This window comes from Porphyromonas loveana (assembly GCF_003096695.1).
Classification (GTDB): domain Bacteria; phylum Bacteroidota; class Bacteroidia; order Bacteroidales; family Porphyromonadaceae; genus Porphyromonas; species Porphyromonas loveana.
In genome coordinates, this window is the sequence record NZ_QEKY01000022.1 from 1 (window position 1) to 20,962 (window position 20,962).

Annotated in this window: 16 protein-coding genes; all 16 read left to right on the top strand. The window is 51.4% G+C overall.

Features of this window, described 5'->3' with window-relative positions:
* Positions 1-212 precede the first annotated feature (212 nt).
* The 16 genes from C7382_RS09390 (at position 213) to C7382_RS09465 (ending at position 20,614) form a co-directional block, all read left to right on the top strand.
* Positions 213-938, top strand: a complete 726-nt coding sequence (locus tag C7382_RS09390; RefSeq protein ID WP_116680019.1) for a CPBP family intramembrane glutamic endopeptidase — start codon at positions 213-215, stop codon at positions 936-938.
* On the top strand, positions 914-3,943 hold the full coding sequence (locus tag C7382_RS09395) for a PD-(D/E)XK nuclease family protein (protein ID WP_116680020.1): 3,030 nt from the start codon (positions 914-916) through the stop codon (positions 3,941-3,943). Before C7382_RS09390 ends, C7382_RS09395 begins: the two co-directional genes overlap by 25 nt.
* A 27-nt stretch (positions 3,944-3,970) precedes the next feature.
* The gene (locus C7382_RS09400) at positions 3,971-5,218 is read left to right on the top strand and encodes a lipoprotein N-acyltransferase Lnb domain-containing protein (RefSeq protein ID WP_116680021.1); all 1,248 of its coding nucleotides are present in this window, start codon (positions 3,971-3,973) and stop codon (positions 5,216-5,218) included.
* A complete protein-coding gene (locus tag C7382_RS09405) occupies positions 5,197-6,792 on the top strand; it encodes an alkaline phosphatase family protein (protein WP_116680022.1) in 1,596 nt (531 codons plus the stop codon). Before C7382_RS09400 ends, C7382_RS09405 begins: the two co-directional genes overlap by 22 nt.
* 104 nt (positions 6,793-6,896) lie before the next feature.
* Entirely contained in the window at positions 6,897-10,217 is a 3,321-nt protein-coding gene (gene secA / locus C7382_RS09410; protein WP_373763461.1) for a preprotein translocase subunit SecA, read from the top strand.
* Positions 10,218-10,339: 122 nt separating this feature from the next.
* Positions 10,340-11,230: a YicC/YloC family endoribonuclease gene (locus tag C7382_RS09415; RefSeq protein ID WP_116680024.1), complete on the top strand. Its 891-nt coding sequence runs from the start codon at positions 10,340-10,342 to the stop codon at positions 11,228-11,230.
* Positions 11,231-11,268: 38 nt separating this feature from the next.
* Positions 11,269-11,835, top strand: coding sequence for a guanylate kinase (gene gmk / locus C7382_RS09420; RefSeq protein ID WP_116680025.1), 567 nt, complete (start codon positions 11,269-11,271; stop codon positions 11,833-11,835).
* Between the two features lie 80 nt (positions 11,836-11,915).
* On the top strand, positions 11,916-13,148 hold the full coding sequence (locus tag C7382_RS09425) for a nucleoside recognition domain-containing protein (protein ID WP_116680026.1): 1,233 nt from the start codon (positions 11,916-11,918) through the stop codon (positions 13,146-13,148).
* Between the two features lie 27 nt (positions 13,149-13,175).
* On the top strand, positions 13,176-13,631 hold the full coding sequence (ybeY, locus tag C7382_RS09430; protein ID WP_116680027.1) for an rRNA maturation RNase YbeY: 456 nt from the start codon (positions 13,176-13,178) through the stop codon (positions 13,629-13,631).
* A gap of 16 nt (positions 13,632-13,647) precedes the next feature.
* A complete protein-coding gene (locus C7382_RS09435; protein WP_116680028.1) occupies positions 13,648-14,505 on the top strand; it encodes a decaprenyl-phosphate phosphoribosyltransferase in 858 nt (285 codons plus the stop codon).
* Positions 14,495-15,103, top strand: coding sequence for an HAD-IB family hydrolase (locus C7382_RS09440; protein ID WP_116680029.1), 609 nt, complete (start codon positions 14,495-14,497; stop codon positions 15,101-15,103). Before C7382_RS09435 ends, C7382_RS09440 begins: the two co-directional genes overlap by 11 nt.
* A gap of 415 nt (positions 15,104-15,518) precedes the next feature.
* Positions 15,519-16,985: a DUF5687 family protein gene (locus tag C7382_RS09445; protein ID WP_207772737.1), complete on the top strand. Its 1,467-nt coding sequence runs from the start codon at positions 15,519-15,521 to the stop codon at positions 16,983-16,985.
* Positions 16,986-17,008: 23 nt separating this feature from the next.
* The gene (locus C7382_RS09450) at positions 17,009-17,707 is read left to right on the top strand and encodes an ABC transporter ATP-binding protein (protein WP_116680030.1); all 699 of its coding nucleotides are present in this window, start codon (positions 17,009-17,011) and stop codon (positions 17,705-17,707) included.
* 248 nt (positions 17,708-17,955) lie between these two features.
* A complete protein-coding gene (locus C7382_RS09455; protein ID WP_207772739.1) occupies positions 17,956-18,756 on the top strand; it encodes a sulfite exporter TauE/SafE family protein in 801 nt (266 codons plus the stop codon).
* 93 nt (positions 18,757-18,849) lie between these two features.
* Positions 18,850-20,268, top strand: a complete 1,419-nt coding sequence (locus C7382_RS09460; protein WP_116680032.1) for an MBL fold metallo-hydrolase — start codon at positions 18,850-18,852, stop codon at positions 20,266-20,268.
* Between the two features lie 31 nt (positions 20,269-20,299).
* Positions 20,300-20,614, top strand: a complete 315-nt coding sequence (locus C7382_RS09465; protein ID WP_116680033.1) for a rhodanese-like domain-containing protein — start codon at positions 20,300-20,302, stop codon at positions 20,612-20,614.
* Positions 20,615-20,962: the final 348 nt, after the last annotated feature.

A 20,962-nucleotide genomic window follows, 5' to 3' on the forward strand; every position in this document is an offset into this window, starting at 1 on the left:
AAACACCTTGAATACTTGCGCCAAAACTTTTTCGTTTTGGCGCATAATTTTTCCCGAAATGGCGCCAAAGAAAATCCCTTTGCTCGCGAGTTTTTGAGACATAATACACCTAAGAGATTCAATAACACTTGTGAACGTTTTTTATGTTGATAAGGCTCCACTTTCAACAATGGAGAAGAAGAAATAGACTTTCATTCGTACCTTTGTAAGCAATGAGAAAAGCAGTATTCAAAGACAGCTCCATCGTGAGTCAGCTCGCGCTTATGTTAATTATATTTTTATTCCTATCGGGACTCATCTCCTTCGTCTTTGCACTTTTGGGGCTGACTGGAATAAAAATATCGCCGTTGGCAACTGCAAGCACATATAGCATAGTAGTCATCGGCATCGGTGCTCTATGCTATGCAAGGCAGTGTGCCGACCGACCGACTCTATTCTTAGGATTGCGGCCATACACTGCAACGTGGGCCCAAATAGGGCTGCTCGCACTCTCCTATCTGGGCTGTCTTCTTGCTGTAAGTCTCTCCGCCAAAGGCGTTGAGGCTCTCGTTCCTTATGTGCCTACAGGCCTACGCAGGATGATCGAGAGTAGTGGCGAGATGTATGCCAGGCAGATAGCCGACATGGCACGGGAGGGAAAACTACTTGTCCTAATCGGCATGGCCGTGATACCCGGCATTACAGAAGAACTTTTCTTCAGGGGCGCTGTCCTCAGATGGATGCGCCGCGTTACCAACAATAGGCATCATGCCGCCATCTGGCTGACGGGTATCGTCTTCAGCCTCGTACATTTCGATTTGGCCGGACTCATTCCACGTATCCTCCTCGGTGCTTATCTGGGCTATGCCTATCACCACACACGCAGCATATATGTGCCTATGACACTGCACATACTCAATAACGCTTTTGCCCTATGGAGCCTTTTCTTAAGCAAATAGCTACCCATTACTACAAAGAGCATGGAGAAGAGATCCATCGTCTCTGTTTCGTTTTCCCGGGACGTAGAGCCGGCCTTTTCTTCAAACGCCACCTGTCACACTTAGCCGATAAGCCCCTATTTTCGCCCAAAGCGACCACTTTGAAGGATTTGCTTCTGGGGTTGTCGCCCGCAGAAGAGCTGGACAGGACAGCTCTGCTGTTCGAGCTATACAATAGTTATAGAGAGATAGCACCAGAGGCAGAACCATTCGATCAATTCCTCTTCTGGGGAGATATTATCCTGAAGGACTTCAACGAGATCGACCGCCACCTCATTCCGGCCACGATGCTGTACAGTAATCTAAAAGACTATCGGGAATTGGACAGCGATTTCTCCTTCCTCAACGAAAGACAGGTGGAAGCAATACGCAGCTTTTGGAACTCATTCAGTCCGACAAAAGGCGGAGAGACAGAGGACAGTTGCCAACAAAACTTTTTGGAATTCTGGCAACTTTTGTCACCCTTATACACGAGATTCAAAAGTCGCTTGGATGCACAAAGCAAAGGCTATGCGGGTATGATGGTACGTCGGACAGCAGAGCTTCTGAAAAAACGAGAAATATCGGTACGAGAATTGCTCCAATCCGCCTATAGAGGTAACGACGAAGCTCCGAAGAAATATGTATTTGCAGGCCTGCTTGCTCTCTCCCCTGCAGAAGAATACATCCTCAGTCGGATGAAAGATGAGGGCCTATGCGAGTTTTGCTTCGATGACGAATCGCCCTTAATACAGTCAGGCGGCAGCTTGGCCTGCACGATTCTCGACCACGACAAAGAGGTATTCGGCCAAACGTTTGGATGGAAATCGCAATCGACAGCAGGCGGGGAAGATGCATCCATGCCAACAAAGACACCAACCATCCGTGTCATACGCACAGCTTCGGAGATCGTACAAGCGAAGCTGCTTCCACGACTCATCGAAGAGCTATACCCCGCAGGATACACGGACAACAACGGCATCGAAACAGCCATCCTACTACCGGACGAGCGAATGCTGATGCCCGTGCTCAACAGCTTGGTGGACACAGTGGAGCGCATCAATGTAACCATGGGGTATCCATTGGCGCAAAGCAGTATATCGCTCCTGGCGGATAAATGGATCAAGGCTCAGGCGAATATGCGCACAATACACGACGTGCTACACTTCCGCACTGAGGCTGCGATCGATCTACTGAACAGCCTGCTCCTTAGTCCGCTATTAACCGACAAATCGCGTCGGCTCATGAAGACCTTAGAGGGAACAAAAACCTTCTATATATCTGCTACAGAGCTGCAATGCGACAGCCTGACGAAGCACCTCTTCACCCCACCGGCCGACGGATCTGCTTTGCTGGACACACTATTTGCCCTGCTGGAGTCAATAGCCCAGAGCATAGAAGTGAACAGACCGTCTAATGAAGAAGAGGACAAAGCGGAGCAAGTGGCCAATATTGAGTTGGAACAACTCTATTATTATCGCAATACGGTGAACAGGCTCAAGGGGTTGATCTCAGAGGCCGCCATGACTATGTCGCCCCAATCGGCTGCACTTCTATTGCAAGGACTGATCACGGGCACAGCCATCCCCTTCGAGGGAGAGCCACTCATAGGTGTGCAAATCATGAGTATGGAAGAAACTCGGGCATTGGACTTTGAGCACCTCATCATACTCTCTGCCAACGAGGGCAAGCTACCCTCCCGCACACACGAAACGACGATGATACCCTATACCCTGCGCAGGGGTTACGGGTTGCCGGTCAATGAGATAAACGAAGCAACGCAGATCTATGACTTCTTCCGTCTCTTGCCGCGAGCCAAACGAGTGACGATGCTGTACGATGCACGTACCGACCAGAGCGGCGGTGGAGAAGAGAGTCGTTACATCAGACAGATGCGTTACCTCTTCGACACGCCCATCGAGGTGCAGGAGTTGCATCTGATCGGTTCTCTGCCGAACTCTCCGCATATAAGTGTACCCAAAGAGGGTGAGACGCTGAAAAAGCTATACCGATTCCTCGAAACACCTCAAGACGAACACGCCTCTTCCGACCTAAAACTACCGGCACTCTCAGCCAGCAGTATCAATACGTATGCAGCCTGTCCGCTCCGATTCTACTACGAATATGTGCGCGGGATACGAGAAGAGAATGCGCCCGAAGAACTGATGGCTGCCAATGACTTCGGGACCGTAGTACATCGTGCCATGGAACTCATCTATCAACCCTGCTGTTCGGGAGGAGAAGTCTCCACTCAAATGCTGTCGCAGTGGCTCGATCCTGCCAACGCCATCATAGCAAGAACTGTGCGACAGGCCTACTCGGAAGAGTATCTGCACACAAAAGATGTCAAAGGACAACTCACCGGCCTCAATCATCTCTATTGTGTGATGATAGAGAAGTATGTACGACGGATTTTGGAGCATGACAAGAGCATCGCCCCATTCCGCTACATTGCTTCCGAAAAGCGTGTAAGAGGTAGTCTCGCCCTTAGCAACGGGCATCGCGTACGCCTACAAGGGGTCATCGACCGCATAGACGAATTCCCCGGTGAGGTGCGTCGCATCGTAGATTATAAAAGCGGGGGTGTCTCTGCTTCATTGAAATCATGGGACAGTCTTTTCTCCCACATAAACGGGAAACCGGGCAAAGATCAACCATCCGCCATCTCACAGACACTTTTCTATGCCTTCATGATGCGAACGCAAATGGAGAAAGACGGGGAGAAAAGAAATCTGCCCCTCTGCCCCACAATATACAGTTTCCAAAGTCTTTACAAGGATAAAGATGAGTACACAGGGGTGATATGTGTGCCGGAATCAGGAGGAGGCTATAGCAGTCTCACAGATTTTGACCAAATTCGCGACACATTTGAGGAAAAGCTGCGCCGACGACTGGACCAAATGTTCGATCCCGACATTCCTTTTGCTGGTACAGACGATACCAAGGTTTGCAGCTATTGCCCCTTTGTAACCATTTGTGGAAAATAAGACGTTCAGCCTACCAAGCATATAATAATGATTCGCACACATCTGCTCAAAAAGAGAATCTCCATCCTGATGGCAAGCATAGCCTTCCTCGTCCTCGTCATGGCGCTACCAATGGTGGCATGGTCGCAGCAAACGACTGAAACGCTGCCACAGACAAAGCGGCTAAGCATCTTGATATGCTCCCCCTCGACAGACGTTGTCTATAATCGCTTCGGACACGCTGCCATCAGGTTGATGGACGAAGATGCGGGCTCAGATATCATCTACAACTACGGCACCTTCGACAATACGATACCGAACTTTGAGATTCGCTTCATGCGAGGCGAAACAGACTATTACGTCGAAGCCCTCCCTTCCGCTTACTACCTCAATGAGTTTATACAGAATGGTAGAGGTGTGACCGAGCTGGTGCTGAACCTGTCACAAGAAGAAATATCAAGGGTTCAGACGTATCTGAACCGGAATATCCAACCCGAGAACAGACAATACCGCTACAACTTCTTATACGACAACTGCGCCACGCGTCTCATCAGCATCGTAAAGGAAGCGACCGGTGGCACGCTACAGATACCGGATAAAGGGGAAGAAAGGACTTGGCGAGAGCTTATCAACGGATGCTGCACCGACGCCCCGTGGGTGCAATTGGGTATAGACATGGTTATCGGAAGCAAGGCAGATGCCTCAGCAACCACGGAGGAACAATTCTTCCTGCCAGGCCGAATACTGGATATGCTCCCGCACACCACACTTCTTCGCCCCGATGGTTCTGCAAGCCCTTTGGTCATGGATACAATAGAGTTATTCTCCCCTCTTCCCTTCAGCACGGAACCTTCAGAGGAGGGATGGCCTACCCCATTGGCTGCATCAATCGTATTACTGGCACTCACGATTGGGATTGTTGTGATGGATATACACAGAAGAAAAATCTGTCGTCTCTACGACTCGATTGTTATGGGGATAGTCGGATTGTCGGGTTGCATCATTTTCGCGATGGTATTCTTCTCAGTGCATCCACATACCAGCCCCAACTACATCCTATTCCTATTGCATCCGCTTCATTTACTCATCGGACTGCCCTTAACGGCCATACCGCGACTGAGACAGGCAGGCTTTGTCTATCATTTTATTAACTTTGCGGAGTTAAGCCTGATAGGCTTGGTCATATGGTTCCTGCCACAGCAGGTCGTTATGCCTCTTTATGTGACGGGTATTGCCATGTGGTTGCTTTCTGCTCGTTGGATACTGATAAATAAATGGAGAAAGAACGTTCGATGAAACGACTGGTCACCACGCTCTTGGCCGTACTAGCCATTAGCGGGGGCAAGGCACAGGCAGAATCGACACACCCCAAACTGGTAGTGGTGATCACCATCGACCAACTGCGGGGTGATCTCCTCTCATATTGCATACCCGAGTACGGGCCCGGCGGATTCAATCGTCTACTCAATAACGGACTCGTCTTCAGCAACGTTGACTTCGGATTCGACGGAGTAGATGAGGCTTCGGCTATAGCGGGCATTTATACAGGCACCTACCCCAATCGTCACGGGATCACCGGAAGCACGACATTCGACACAGAGAAGAACAGTCAAGTCTCCATCCTCGAAGACAAAAACTATCTGGGCAACTATACTTCTGAACGTTTATCTCCTCAGAATCTACAGTCCGAGACGATCGGGGATGAACTGCGCGCTGCGACAGACGGACGAAGCAAAGTCTATGCCATAGCACCCAATGCAGTAGCTGCCATAGTAGCTGCCGGTCAATCCGGAAACGGAGCTTTCTGGATCGAAGACCGTCAGGGCAAATGGGCCACTACCACCTATTATAAGGACTTCCCTTGGTATATAGATCGATTCAACTCCTTACCGGAGTCTCCCTCGTCCAGAATAAACAATATCGTATGGACACCTGTGGGCGCACCACAGTCGCTACCTGCAGGTGGTGACCCTGCGACATTCTCATATCGATTCAGCCAATCGAATATTCCTCTATTCAAGCGCTCGGCTCCCGTCAATGAAGAAGTGACCACGCTCGCCCTGCGTCTGATAGAATACGGCGGTTTGGAGCTGGCCAAGCAGCCCAACCTATTATCTCTGACCTACTACGCCGGCAGATATCCCGCCAAGCAGCAGAGCGAACATCAGGCGGAGATGATAGATACCTATCGCCGACTGGATGATCAGATCGCACGTCTGCTGACAGCTTTGGACAAGAAAATCGGTTTGGCACACTGCATTATCGCGCTAAGTGGCACAGGACACTTCGAAAGCTCTCCCCCGACAACAAGTTCAACCGTACTCAAACGCCGCCGTTACTTCAGTCCGAAGCGCTGCAAGGCGCTGATCAATATGTACCTGATGGCCCTGCACGGACAGGGACAATGGGTACTGGACTACACCGATGGCAGGCTGATACTGGACAAGAAACTAGCAGAGAAAAAACAACTCGACATACGGAATCTTCAGTCCGAAGTAGCCGAATTTGCCCGCCAGATGAGTGGCGTGCGGTTTGCCATGGCTGCTCACGAAGTGGGTAGTGGCATGGTCAACGAAGAAGGGTTGCGTTTCGCTCGTTCATTCAAACCGGGAGAGACTGCCGACGTATGCATTCAACTACAAGGCGGATGGATAGAAGGAGAGGAAGAGTCTCCTACCGATTCTCAACAGAAGCAGGTACGCTACGATGCCGTGGCTGCCCCTTTTATATTATTTACTCCCACCTCCAAAGGGGAGAAGGTGCATCGGACTATTTCATCAACCGAGATTGCTCCTACTCTGGCTTACATCCTGCGTATACGCCCTCCGACAGATGCTAAGGCCCTGCCTCTACCCGAAGTGGCCATATAGTATCTTCCGATCGGGATGGGAACTCCGGAGTCCGCCCTAAGAGGCTCCACACTTTTCACAAATAGCTACAAAACAAAAATAGACATATGGGATTCAATGAATTCATGTCGAAACTATTCGGCAACAAATCACAGCGCGACCTGAAAGAGGTAAAACCTTTCGTAGAGAAGATCAAGGCTGTATATGGAGAAATAGAGCAATTGTCAGATGACGATCTGCGTGGCAGGACAGTACTCCTACGTCAAAAAATACAAGACTACGTCAAAGACGAGAGAGCAGAAATAGACAAGTTGAAAGCCGATGTCGAAGGCAAAGGCTTGGAAGAACGCGAAGAAGTATGGAGCAAGGTGGACAAGCTCGAAAAGGAAATTTTGGACAAGATGGAAGTTGTCCTTGACGAGATTCTACCCGAAGCATTTGCCATTATCAAGGATACAGCACGTCGCTTTACCCAAAACGAAACAATCCGTGTAAAGGCAACAGACCTCGACCGTGACCTTTCCATTGATCACGACTTTGTAACCATAGACGGCGATACGGCCATATATCAGAACCATTGGGTAGCCGGTGGTAATGAAATCCTATGGGACATGGTGCACTACGATGTACAGCTAATCGGTGGTACCGTACTGCACAAAGGAAAGATTGCCGAAATGGCGACCGGTGAAGGAAAAACGTTGGTGGCTACGCTGCCGGTATTCCTCAATGCCCTTACCGGAAACGGGGTACATGTAGTGACGGTGAATGACTACCTCTCTAAGCGTGACTCGGAATGGATGGGACCTTTGTATATGTTCCATGGTCTGACCGTGGACTGTATCGACAAACATCAGCCCAACTCAGATGCTCGTCGCAAGGCATACAATGCCGATATTACATTCGGAACTAACAACGAATTCGGCTTCGACTACTTGCGCGATAATATGGCGACAAGTCCCCAAGACCTCGTACAGCGCAAGCATAACTATGCGATCGTCGATGAGGTGGACTCAGTATTGATTGACGATGCCCGTACGCCTTTGATTATTTCCGGACCAACTCCCAAGGGAGAAGACCAACTGTTCGAAGAGTTCCTGCCCAATGTGGAAAAAGTGGTCGAAGCACAACGGAAGCTCTGTGCTCAGTTGCTTATCGATGCCAAGCACAAAATGGCTTCTGAAGACAAAAAAGAACAAGAAGAGGGTACCCTCTTACTCTACCGTTCATTCAAAGGTCTTCCCAAAAATAAGCAATTGATCAAGTATCTGAGTGAGCCGGGCGTCAAGAGTGCCATGCTGAAGACGGAAGAGACTTACATGGCTGAGAATATGCGTAATATGCATTTGGTCACAGACGATCTGTTCTTTGTCATTGAAGAAAAACGCAACAGCATCGAACTCACCGACAAGGGTATCGATCTTCTCACCTCCGGAACAGACGACCCCACGTTCTTCGTCCTTCCCGACATCGCTGCAGAGCTTTCGGCATTGGACAATATGGAGACCGATGCGGACAAACGTCGCGAAGCCAAAGACGAGATCATCGCTAACTACTCCATCAAGAGCGAGCGTGTACACACCGTCAATCAGCTACTCAAAGCATATACCCTATTCGAAAAAGACGACCAGTATGTGGTCATGGATAATAAGGTAATGATCGTCGACGAACAGACCGGCCGTATCATGGATGGTCGTCGCTATTCGGATGGTCTTCACCAAGCGATCGAAGCAAAAGAGCGCGTAAAGGTGGAAGCTGCTACGCAGACATTTGCGACCATTACACTGCAGAACTACTTCCGTATGTACCACAAGTTGGCAGGTATGACCGGTACCGCTGAGACGGAAGCAGGAGAGCTTTGGGACATCTACAAACTCGATGTTGTCGTTATTCCGACGAACAAGCCCATCGCCCGTAAGGACATGAACGATCGTATCTACAAGACTGCACGTGAGAAGTACGCCGCTGTCATCGAAGAGATCGTTCGTCTGGTAGAAGAAGGAAGACCCGTACTCGTGGGTACCACTTCTGTGGAAATCTCCGAGTTGCTGAGTCGTATGCTTCGCTTGAGAGGTATCCAACACAATGTGCTCAACGCAAAACTGCACCAGAAAGAAGCCGACATTGTAGCACAAGCAGGTAAGACCGGTACCGTTACCATCGCAACGAATATGGCAGGTCGTGGTACCGACATCAAGCTCTCGCCGGAAGTAAAGAAAGCCGGTGGTTTGGCCATTATCGGTACAGAGCGTCACGAATCTCGTCGTGTTGACCGTCAGCTGCGCGGTCGTTCCGGACGTCAGGGTGACCCGGGCTCGTCTATCTTCTATGTCTCTCTCGAAGACCACCTGATGCGTCTGTTTGCTACGGAAAGAATCGCCTCGTTGATGGATCGCTTGGGATTCAAGGAGGGAGAGGTATTGGAGAACAATATGCTCAGCAAATCCGTAGAACGAGCCCAAAAGAAAGTAGAAGAAAACAACTTCGGTATCCGTAAGCACCTCCTCGAATACGACGATGTGATGAACTCGCAGCGTGAGGTCATCTATACGCGTCGTCGTCACGCCCTCATCGGAGAGCGTATCGGCATGGATGTGCTGAACACGATATACGATGTCTGCAAGGCGTTGATCGAAAACTATACGGAAGCCGGCGACTACGAAGGCTTCCAAGAGGATCTGATGCGCGCACTCGCTATCGAATCGCCTATTACCGAAGCAGATTTCAAGAGCAAGAAAGCCGAGAAGCTGATCGATCAGCTTTTCGATGAAGCATACAAAACATTCCAACGCAAATCAGAACTGATAGCCGAAGTTGCCTATCCGGTAGTACACCAAGTATTCGAGAATCAAGCAGCTGTGTACGAGCGCATCCTCATCCCCGTCACAGACGGCAAACGCGTCTATAACATCGGCTGCAACCTACGTGAGGCCGACGAGACGATGGGTAAGAGCATCATCAAAGAATTCCAGAAGGCCATCGTACTGCATACGATCGATGAATCATGGAAGGAACACCTGCGCGAGATGGACGAACTGCGCAACTCCGTGCAGAATGCCAGCTACGAGAATAAGGATCCTCTGCTCATCTACAAGCTGGAATCCTACGAGCTATTCCGCAAGATGGTGGAAGCGATGAATCGCAAGACGGTAGCCATTCTGATGCGTGCCCGTATCCCTGTACCCGAAGCTCCATCGGAAGAGGAAATGGAACGTCAGCGACAAATCGAAATTCGCCGTGCAGCTGAACAACGTGCCGATATGAGCAAATATCGTACGCAAAAGGACGATATCGAAGCGCAACAGCAGGCGCAACGCGAGGCCGCTAACAGGCCACAAGGACCTGCTCCTCAAGCTCCCATAAGAAACGACAATAAGATCGGCCGAAACGATCCTTGTCCCTGCGGTAGCGGCAAGAAGTTCAAACAGTGCCACGGACGTAACCTCTAATCCTTTATTGTAAGAGAATCACAGACTATGAGAAACATGTAACACGATGCGACCGGGAGACCAACGTATTACGCATGTATAGTCTGTGATTTTTTTTTCATTCTTCCCCAATAATACCTATTATGATTCTTTCGATGACCGGCTTCGGCAAGCACACAGCTCTCTATGCCGACAAAAAAATAACTACCACCATCAAGTCACTCAACAGCAAACAGCTCGACTTGTCCACGAGGCTTTCCAGCCGCTATCGCGACAGAGAGTTACCACTGAGAGCTTTGGTTGCTGCAGAGATCGAGCGAGGTAAAGTTGACTTCAACCTACTGCTCGAAGACTCCGGCAACTCAGACGCTACTGCACAAGTATTCAATACACAGAAGATGGCCTACTACTTCTCTCAGCTCAAGAGCTTCGGAGAGCAGATGGGTGTGGCAGTACCCGCCGGCGGATGGTTCGAGCAAATACTTCGTATGCCCGGAGTCGTCCAAGCCGAAGAAGACCAATCGGAAGAGATACCCGATGAAGAATGGAATATCGTGATTGAAGCCTGTACAAAAGCACTGGCTCAACTGACAGACTTTCGTCGTCAGGAGGGGGCTATGCTGGAGCAAGTCTTCAAGGACAAGATCACCAATATATCCGCCCTGCTTCTGGAGATCGAGCATTACGAACCCGAACGCGTCCAGCGGATAAAAGAACGAATCGAGGAGAACCTCTCCAAGGTTTCCGAAAAAGACTATGACAAAAACCGATTCGAACAGGAGATGATCTACTACATTGAGAAGTTGGACATCAATGAAGAAAAGCATCGTCTGCGCAACCACCTCTCATACTTCCTCGAGACATTGCAAGGCGAAGCCGGACAAGGCAAGAAACTCAGCTTCATTGCACAAGAGATTGGCAGAGAAATCAATACCCTCGGCTCCAAAAGCAACCACGTCGAGATGCAACAGATCGTTGTACGTATGAAAGACGAATTGGAGCAAATCAAGGAGCAAGTACTCAACGTTTTATAAATGCTCCTCCCCTAATCCCATTACTTCAGACAAAGACTATGACCAAACTCATCATCATTTCGGCTCCGTCCGGCACAGGTAAGAGTACCATTATCGAAAAGCTATTGCAGGACTCCGACCTCAACCTCCATTTCTCCATATCAGCCACCAGTCGTGATGCGCGGGGCGAAGAGATCCACGGACGCGAGTATTATTTTCTGACTCCCCAAGAGTTCAGGGAGAAGATCGAAGCCAACGAATTCGTGGAGTACGAAGAAGTGTACAAAGACAAGTATTATGGTACGCTCAAGAGTGAGGTGGATCGCATATTGCGAGATGAAAAGAACGTCATTTTCGACGTAGATGTGGTAGGAGCACAAAACATCAAGAAGTATTATAGCGATCGTGCTCTGGCCATCTTCATCCTTCCGCCGTCCATCGAAGAGCTGCGTGCACGCTTGGAAAAGAGGGGTACCGACTCTACCGACACCATCCGACAGCGAGTGGCGAAGGCCGAAAAAGAAATCGGCTATGCCCACCTGTTCGATCTTCGCTTCGTCAATGATGATTTGACCACTTGCGTCGAACAGATCCGAACCTCCATCAAGCGCTTTTTGGCCAAATAAGCATCACTGCCAATAAGCGCTCTCATCCGTAGCGCATACGTAAGGAAAGAATATAGTATCACCTCTCAATCAGCAGTTTCATGGTACTCAATTATATTTTCGTCGCTTTCTTCCTCGTATCGCTTATCGTTGCCCTCATACGACTGATCTTTTGGGGAGATGTCAGCGTTTTCGACACGATGGTGCAAGCCACCTTTAGTCAGTCGAAAACAGCCTTTGAGATCTCTTTGGCACTGACCAGCGTGCTGGCTTTGTGGCTCGGTCTGATGAAGATAGCCGAGCGGAGCGGCCTCATCGCCCGATTGGCACATCTTAGTTCGCCCGTCCTCAGTCGGCTCTTCCCCTCCGTACCCAAAGACCATCCCGCCCTGGGCAATGTCTTTATGAATATCTCGGCCAATCTACTAGGCCTCGACAATGCAGCCACCCCTCTCGGCATCCGTTCGATGGAGAGCCTGCAGAGCATCAACGAACAGAAGGATCGGGCCAGCGACGCCATGATCATGTTTCTCTCCATCAATGCCAGCGGACTCACGATCATCCCCTCCTCCATCATGGCCTATCGTCTGCAGGCCGGTGCAGCCAATCCGGCCGACATATTCGTCCCCATCCTCATCGCCACCTTTGCCTCCACGCTCGTAGCCATCTTGGCCGTCGGCATGCGCCAACGGATCAATTTCGTCCAGAAACCCCTTCTCCTTTTCCTCCTCTCCGCCTTCCTGTTCATCGGAGGAGCCATCTATGCAGCCCGCGTCCTGCCCCCCGATCTATTCAGCCGCATCAGTACGACGATGGCCTCCATCATCCTCTTCGGCACGATGTGCGGCTTAATTGTCAGCGGTCTGCGCGCACGAATCAATGTCTATGACGCCTTTATCGAAGGAGCCAAGGAAGGATTCGGTACAGCCGTCACCATCATCCCCTACCTGCTGGCCATGTTGGTCGGCATCGGAGTATTCCGCGCTTCCGGAGCAATGGATCTGATCACGGACGGCATGCGTCAGTTGGTCGGCTTCTTCGGCGGCGACTTGCAGTTTGTAGAGGGCATCCCCACCATGCTGATGAAGCCGCTGAGCGGTAGCGGAGCACGCGGGCTGATGGTCGATGCCATGCAGACCCACGGTGCCGACAGCTTCGTAGGCCGTCTGTGCTGCATCGTCCAAGGCACCAGCGACACCACCTTCTATATCGTGGCCCTCTATTACGGAGCGGTCAAGATCCGCGATACGCGCTACACGGTCAGCTACTCTCTCTTGGCCGATTTGGCCGGAGTCCTGACCGCCATCGCCGTTACCTACCTCTTCTTCGGCTGACGGCTGACACACAATCAACAGAATACAATGGCAAGAATCAACTATTACGCTGAAGGAGTCACACAGCCGCGTCTCAGAAAACGCCTCCTCGCCCAATGGATAGTCGATGTCGCCGAGCGATATGGGAAGCAGGTGGGGGAGATCTCTTACCTCTTCTGCGACGACGAGTACATACTCAAGACCAATCGTGAGTTCCTCGACCACGACTATTATACGGACATCATCACCTTCGACACCACTGAGGACGACACCATCGGCGGCGATCTACTCATCAGTCTCGACACAGTCCGGTCCAATGCCCTCTCCATCGGCACCCGTTATGCAGAAGAGCTGCACCGCGTCATCATCCACGGCATACTCCATCTGTGCGGGCTCAAAGACAAAAGCCTCCAAGACGAACGGCGGATGCGCACCGCGGAAGAAGAAGCCCTCGCCATGCTGAGGACGCTGATCGGCGAAGACCTCCCCTTACTACGCAACTAAATACCCCCACGACGCTATGAGACCTAAGCAATGGATAAAAAACCTAATCGTCTTCCTGCCCCTCTTCTTCGGGCATCGGATCTGGGACACAGATGCCATACTCAGGCTCACCCTCCTGCTCGTTGCCTTTTGCTTGGCCTCCAGTGCCGTCTATCTCTTCAATGATATTTGCGACCGCGAGATCGACAGGCAGCATCCCGTCAAGTGCAAACGCCCCATCGCCAGCGGAGCACTGCGCCTGCCCATGGCCTATACCCTGATAGGCGCACTCATCCTCCTCGCCGGTGGACTCTCCTTTCTGCTACCGGCTCCATACACAGTGTACACGCTTATCTCGTTAGGCTGCTATCTCCTCCTCAACCTATTCTACTCGCTCGGCGGCAAACACATCCCCATCATCGATGCTTTCTTTATTGCCGTCGGTTTTCTTATCCGACTCTTTGCAGCCGGCGCCATCAGCCACATCACCATCTCCTCTTGGCTCGCCCTCATGACGTTCTTCCTCTCTCTTCTGCTGGCTTTCGGCAAGAGAAAGGAGGATCTCCGACTCATGCGAGACGACACACGGACCTCCCGTCCCGTTGTCAAACACTATACTGACGGATTTCTCAATGCCGTCTTGGCCATCCTCTCTGCCACCATCATTGTCCTCTACACCCTCTATGCCACCGATGTCGAAGTCGTCGAGAGGAACGGCCGTCACCTCTATATCACCGTCTTGCCCGTAGCTGCAGGCTTGCTGCACTATCTGCGACACGTCATCGTCGAAAGGCGCCATTGCAACCCCACCGACATGCTCTACAGCGATGTAGGATTGCAGTTGTCCGTACTGCTCTGGGGCATCCTCTACATCCTGAGCCCTTATGTCGGATAGAGCCATCGCCATATTCGATTTCGACGGCACCCTCACACGTACCGACACGTTGTTGCACTTCCTGCGACTCTCTCAACCGCGTGCCCGCTATCTGCTCTTACTCCCCTTCTACCTCACCATGTGGCTGTGCTTCAAGCTGCGACTGGCTTCGGCCGAAAGCACCAAGGCAGCCATCCTCTCCACTGTCACAAAAGGCAAAACGACGAACGAAATCGACCAATTGAGCCTTCGTTTCGTTCCCGTCATCAATTCTCTCCTGCGCTCCGAAGCCCTCGATCGTCTGGAGTGGCATCGTCGGCAGGGACATCAGTTGGTACTACTCACCGCCTCTCTCCAGTCAGCAGTCGAAGCATGGGGAGAACGCATGAGATTCGATCTCATTATCGGCACACAGGCCGAAGTAAAAGGGGATCAATTGACCGGACGATTTGTGGGCAAGAATTGCAAAGGCGAAGAAAAAGTACGCCGACTCTCCCAAGCGCTCCCCCATTGGCAGGAAGTCACATCCTACGGATATGGCGACAGCCCGTCGGATCGTCCGTTGCTCGACCGATGCACCCACGCCTACTATCGCCACTTCCCAACTGTCAAAGACTGACAACTCCCCCCTTATCCATACGATAAATAAGAAATGATCGTACGCCTACGATGCCTTCCTGCAGCGTGCAGGAGACCGGCGTACGCCTACGATGCCTTCCTGCAGCGTGCAGGAGACCGGCGTACGTCTACGATGCCTTCCTGCAGCGTGCAGGAGACCGGCGTACGCCTACGATACCTTCCTGCAGCGTGCAGGAGACCGGCGTACGTCTACGATACCTTCCTGCAGCGTGCAGGAGACCGGCGTACGTCTACGATACCTTCCTGCAGCGTGCAGGAGACCGGCATACGCCTACTAAACTGTTAGATGGAGGTTTTCATGATTCGATTTCGACTCAGGGACTCTTTGGCGGTTTGAGAAAGGCTTGATAATAGCCTATCTACACGTATATTTGCGGCACAATAATCAAACTTGTATGTACGCAAAAGAACTGTTCAAACACGAATGGCTGCGAACGATCCGTAGCAGCATATCGGCGCAAAGCTTGGCCACCAAGATATTTTGGGGATTTTATCTCTTGATAAACGGAGTAGCCCTCTTCGCCCTCGGCCTATTCTCCCCGCTCATGTTCGAAGAGATCTTCCCCACTCTCAGTACCCTACAGGTGCTGTCGGGGCTCTTACCCTTCCTCATGCTTGCGGGGCTGGTCGTGAGGCTCTTCCTTCAGCCGCTCAGTCGCATAGAAGAGGATGGCTATCGACAGCTGCCGATACCGCGCCGTTCCATCGTGCAGTATCTGATTCTGCGCCCGCTCGCCAATCCGATCAACTATTACGCCTTCGTCTTCTTGCTCCTCCCCTTCTGCATCATGACGGGTAGCCGAAACGGAATAGTAGCAGGCGCAACAGCCCTCTGCACCACCCTGTTGCTCACCATCACCAATACGCTGCTCGCGCCCTATCTCAAGCGCATCTTGGGCGAAGGCATTCGTTTCTACTTAGTCGTATTAGGCTTCATCGGACTGCTTGTCGCTGCCGAGGCAAGTGGCATCGCCCCCTGGATAGGCAGGCTGTTCGATTTCGCTTCGTCTCTCAACATTTGGATCGAGTGCCTCCTACTCGTGGCGATAATAGCCGGCTCCTATGTGGCAAGCCAAGCCTATTTCAAGCATCATTATTACCCCCGTGAACGAAGCGGTAAGAGCAGAGAACGCTATGAGAGCCTCAACTTCGTGCGCCAGTACGGCATGGTCGGCGAGATGATAGCGCTACACATGAAGCTCCTCAGACGCTCCAAACGCATCCGCAATGCCTTCATCTTCTCTTTCGTCTTGATGTTCTACGGTCTCCTGTTCTACCGACAAGACTCGCAGCCTCTTTTTAGCCTGGCACTGATAGCCAATCTGGTCGTAAGCACCCTCATGCTCATGATGAGTCAGTGGACGATACGATGGGATTGTGCTTTCTTCGACGGACTCATGGCTCAAGCCATCACGGCACGCACCTATATCCGCAGCCATTACATCATGCTCATGGCGCTCAATCTCATCAGCTTCCTGCTGACGACTCCCTACTTTCTCATGGGACAAGAGATCATCTTCGTGCATCTGACCTTTTTGCTCTGGAACTCAGGAGTCGGCATCTTCATTATCCTGCTGTTGGCTTCGTTCAACAAAGGGTATATTGACCTCCTGCAAGGCGGAGCCATGAACCAGCAAGGCACATCCTTCCACAACTTCTTGGCTGCAGTACCTGTCATACTATTGGGACCATTGTTCCTCGCAGTGCTCAGCATATTCACGGACCGATACACGGCTGAGATTATCGTCGGCTCTACAGGGCTGCTCGGCCTGCTGCTGCACAAACCACTCATCGAGCTGTGCACACGCGTATTCATCCGACAGAAGTATTCTTTGGCGGAGAGCTTCCGCGAACGCAAATAAATCGGCAAAAAACAGACTAACAAATGATAACAATAACAGACCTTCGCAAGAAATACAACGGGGTCACCGTTCTGGACATCCCCCAACTGACGATCGCACGTGGCGAAACCTTCGGTCTCGTGGGCAATAATGGTGCCGGCAAGACTACCCTCTTCCGTCTGATCCTCGACCTGATCAAAGCCGATAGCGGCAGCATCTCCATCGACAATATCCCCATCGCCGGTCGCGACGAATGGAAAGGACGCGTAGGCGCTTTCCTCGACGAGAGTTTCCTTATCAACTTCCTCCGTCCGGAAGAATACTTCGACTTCATCGGCAAGCTCTACCACCTCGACAAGCAGGAGATCGAGAGCTTCCTCTCAAGTATGGCGCCTTTCTTCGCCGATGAGATCATGGGGAAGAACAAACTCATCCGCGAATTCTCCAAAGGCAATCAGAAGAAAATCGGCATAGCTGCCGCCATGATGCCCAAGCCCGATATTCTCATCCTCGACGAACCGTTCACGGCACTCGACCCTTCGTCTCAGATACGTCTCAAGAAGATTCTCAACGAGTATTCCACCGAGCACGGGATCGCCACGCTCATCTCCAGTCACGACCTCAACCACGTGACCGAGGTCAGCAGTCGCATCGTCGTACTCAGCAAGGGCGAAGTGATACGAGACCTCCAAACTAACGAACAGACTCTCGCCGAACTGGAGCAATACTTCTCCGTAGAATAGCAGAGCAACGGCTCCGCACACAAAAGAGGACGTTTCCCAACGATAATGTTTAGTATTATAGTCAGAAGTAGCAATGACGACTCAAAAAACAAACATTTTCAGAAGAAAATGCTTCTTGTGATGTGAACTCCAAAAGTTCTTGACACAACTTTTTGGGGTTCACTTCAGGTGTGTAACCTTTGTTACCGACAGGCACACACTGGCTCCATACTTTTGCATTATCTGATTATCAATAGTGCATCAATGTCATGGAACTTCTCGGATATGCATTGGCCGTTTTAGTCGGCATCTCATTAGGACTCATCGGTAGCGGAGGATCCATCCTCACCGTCCCCATCTTGGTTTATGTCATGGCTGTCGAGCCAGTGCTCGCCACAGCCTATTCCCTCTTTGTCGTGGGAGCAACGGCACTCGTCGGCGGCATACGCAACGCCACGGAGGGCAAAGTCGATTTCCGGACTGCCGTCGTCTTCGGCATTCCCTCCATTGCCGCGGTCTATCTCACCCGCGCCTACCTGATTCCGCTCATACCAGACACCTTGTTCTCTGTGGGAGACTTTCAGCTCACCAAGTCGGTTGCCTTGATGATGCTCTTTGCCGTCGTGATGATGATGGCCTCCGTCTCCATGATCCGCCCGAGTAAGCAAGGAGAGGATAACGAATCGTCTGCCACCATCCGATACAACTACCCGATGATCCTGCTCGAAGGTTCTCTGGTGGGCATCCTGACGGGACTCGTCGGCGCCGGTGGCGGATTCCTCATCATCCCCGCACTCGTCCTACTCGCCCGAATGCCCATGAAGCTCGCTGTCGGCACATCCTTATTCATCATCGCCGCCAAATCGCTGCTGGGATTCCTCGGCGATCTACAGAACAGCGAAGCCATCGACTGGCTCCTGCTCTCACTCTTTACGGCCTTCTCTGTGGTGGGCATCTTCATCGGCTCTTTCCTGTCCAAGAAGATTGATGGGGGCAAACTCAAGACGGCCTTCGGCTGGTTCGTTCTCGTCATGGGTGTGTACATCCTCTTCAAAGAATTATTTGTGTAGAGCAAGATTTTTCCGCTATGTAACCTATGTTACCGTACGCGGATCGGAAAGGCCATAGCTTTGTCATGAAATAATAACAAAACAACAATAACAATGAAAATAGAACAGATCTATACAGGCTGCCTGGCACAAGGCGCATATTACATCGAAAGCAAAGGAGAAGCAGTGGTAATCGACCCGCTCCGGGAAGTGCAACCCTATCTCGAGAAAGCCCAAAAGAATGGTGCCTCCATCAAATATGTATTGGAGACCCACTTCCATGCCGACTTTGTGAGCGGCCATTTGGACTTGGCCAAGAAGAGCGGTGCCACCATCGTCTTCGGCCCCACGGCCCAGCCCGACTTCGACGCACACATCGCCCGCGACGGAGAGATGCTGCAAGTCGGCAACGTGAGCATCCAAATCCTCCACACCCCGGGCCATACGATGGAGAGCACCTGCTATCTGCTCCATGACGAGCAAGGCAAGGCCGTTGGTCTCTTCACCGGCGACACCCTCTTCATCGGCGACGTAGGTCGTCCGGACTTGGCACAGAAAGTAGTGGCCGACCTCACACAGGAGAAGCTCGCTGCACATCTATACGAGTCGCTCCACAACAAAATCCTACCGCTGGCAGACGACATCATCGTCTATCCTGCACACGGTGCCGGATCGGCTTGTGGCAAGAACATGAGCAAGGAGACCACCGACACGCTCGGCAACCAAAAGCGGACCAACTATGCCCTCCAGCCAATGAGCAAGGAGACGTTCATTGCCAAAGTATTGGACGGACTGATGCCTCCCCCGGCCTACTTTCCTGAGAATGTACGGATGAATATCAAAGGCTATACCAGCATCGACGAGGTGTTGTCCAAAGGTACGCAGGCGCTCTCCCCTGCCGAGTTCGAAGCCACGGCTAACGACACCCATGCGCTCCTGCTGGATACAAGAAGCGCTGAAGACTTCGCCCGAGGATTCATCCCCAATTCGATCAATATAGGGGTGGACGGCAACTTCGCCCCCTGGGTCGGTGCGCTGATACCCGACATCAAGCAGCCCATCCTCCTGATAGCAGACGAAGGACGCGCCGAGGAGATCGTCACCCGACTGGCACGAGTGGGTTATGACAACGCCATCGGTTTCCTCCAAGGAGGCTTCGAAGCATGGGAGAAAGAGGGGCGAGAAGTAGATAGCATCCCGAGAGTTACGGCCGATGAACTGGCCGACCGTCTGGCAGCAGATCCGGCATTGCGCATCTTGGACGTGCGCAAGCAGAGCGAGCATCTGAGTGAACACGTGATCGGCTCCGAAAACATGGCATTGGACTACATCAATCAGCACACCTCCGATGTCAGCAAGGACAAGACCTACTACGTGCACTGTGCCGGCGGGTATCGCTCCATGATATTCATCTCCATCCTGCGGGCAAGAGGCTACAACAATCTCATCGACATCCAAGGCGGATTTGCAGCCCTCAAGGCCACCGGCAGATTCCCCATCAGCGATTTCGTTTGCCCCACCACCATGTTATAATAGTATCATCAATAAACAACAGCATACAACTATGACAAACCTAACACAAACAGAATGGGAAGAGCGATTGGCGGCTGACAAGGATGCCACCATCCTCGATGTTCGCACGCAGGCCGAGTGCAATTTGGGTATGCAGGAGCACGCCCGGTGCATCGACATTTTCGACCGTGAAAGCTTCATCCGCACCGTAGATCGCCTGGACAAGTCCGGTAATTACTACGTTTACTGCCGCAGTGGCAACCGCAGCAGCATGGCTTGTAGCCTGATGGAGGAGATGGGATTCCGACACATCTATAACCTCATCGGCGGCATGATGAACTGGCATGGCAAAGTAATACTCCCTTAATGCACACAGCTATGTCCATGTCAACCCTCATCATTGTCCTGTACGCCATGGTCTGAGTTGATAATCTCAGAACAACCATACTGCTCTATACTTTCCTTTACAAGTGCTATGCAATATATTGTATAGCTTATGGGGAGTATTATAGTCTTTTTCCTGACTTTCGTCTAAGACAAAGCACATAGAAAAAGCCCCTCAAATTCAGTGAATTTGAGGGGCTTGCCTTGTTTTTGTCGCCTTTTGTCTTAGGCTCTCTGCGGTATGGACGGGAAAAGAACCACCCATTGTATCCTTTTTATTTTCAGCTCCTTAAAAGGAAGTCTTTGCTTATGTAACCAAAATGAAACCAAA

Coding starts and splice junctions, on each gene's coding strand:
- C7382_RS09405 (WP_116680022.1), top strand. CDS start 5,197: ATGGAGAAAGAACGTTCGATGAAACGACTGGTCACCACGCTCTTGGCC.
- C7382_RS09400 (WP_116680021.1), top strand. CDS start 3,971: ATGATTCGCACACATCTGCTCAAAAAGAGAATCTCCATCCTGATGGCA.
- ybeY (WP_116680027.1), top strand. CDS start 13,176: ATGGCAAGAATCAACTATTACGCTGAAGGAGTCACACAGCCGCGTCTC.
- gmk (WP_116680025.1), top strand. CDS start 11,269: ATGACCAAACTCATCATCATTTCGGCTCCGTCCGGCACAGGTAAGAGT.
- C7382_RS09460 (WP_116680032.1), top strand. CDS start 18,850: ATGAAAATAGAACAGATCTATACAGGCTGCCTGGCACAAGGCGCATAT.
- C7382_RS09395 (WP_116680020.1), top strand. CDS start 914: ATGGAGCCTTTTCTTAAGCAAATAGCTACCCATTACTACAAAGAGCAT.
- C7382_RS09455 (WP_207772739.1), top strand. CDS start 17,956: ATGGAACTTCTCGGATATGCATTGGCCGTTTTAGTCGGCATCTCATTA.
- C7382_RS09390 (WP_116680019.1), top strand. CDS start 213: ATGAGAAAAGCAGTATTCAAAGACAGCTCCATCGTGAGTCAGCTCGCG.
- C7382_RS09425 (WP_116680026.1), top strand. CDS start 11,916: ATGGTACTCAATTATATTTTCGTCGCTTTCTTCCTCGTATCGCTTATC.
- C7382_RS09445 (WP_207772737.1), top strand. CDS start 15,519: ATGTACGCAAAAGAACTGTTCAAACACGAATGGCTGCGAACGATCCGT.
- C7382_RS09435 (WP_116680028.1), top strand. CDS start 13,648: ATGAGACCTAAGCAATGGATAAAAAACCTAATCGTCTTCCTGCCCCTC.
- C7382_RS09415 (WP_116680024.1), top strand. CDS start 10,340: ATGATTCTTTCGATGACCGGCTTCGGCAAGCACACAGCTCTCTATGCC.
- secA (WP_373763461.1), top strand. CDS start 6,897: ATGTCGAAACTATTCGGCAACAAATCACAGCGCGACCTGAAAGAGGTA.
- C7382_RS09465 (WP_116680033.1), top strand. CDS start 20,300: ATGACAAACCTAACACAAACAGAATGGGAAGAGCGATTGGCGGCTGAC.
- C7382_RS09450 (WP_116680030.1), top strand. CDS start 17,009: ATGATAACAATAACAGACCTTCGCAAGAAATACAACGGGGTCACCGTT.
- C7382_RS09440 (WP_116680029.1), top strand. CDS start 14,495: ATGTCGGATAGAGCCATCGCCATATTCGATTTCGACGGCACCCTCACA.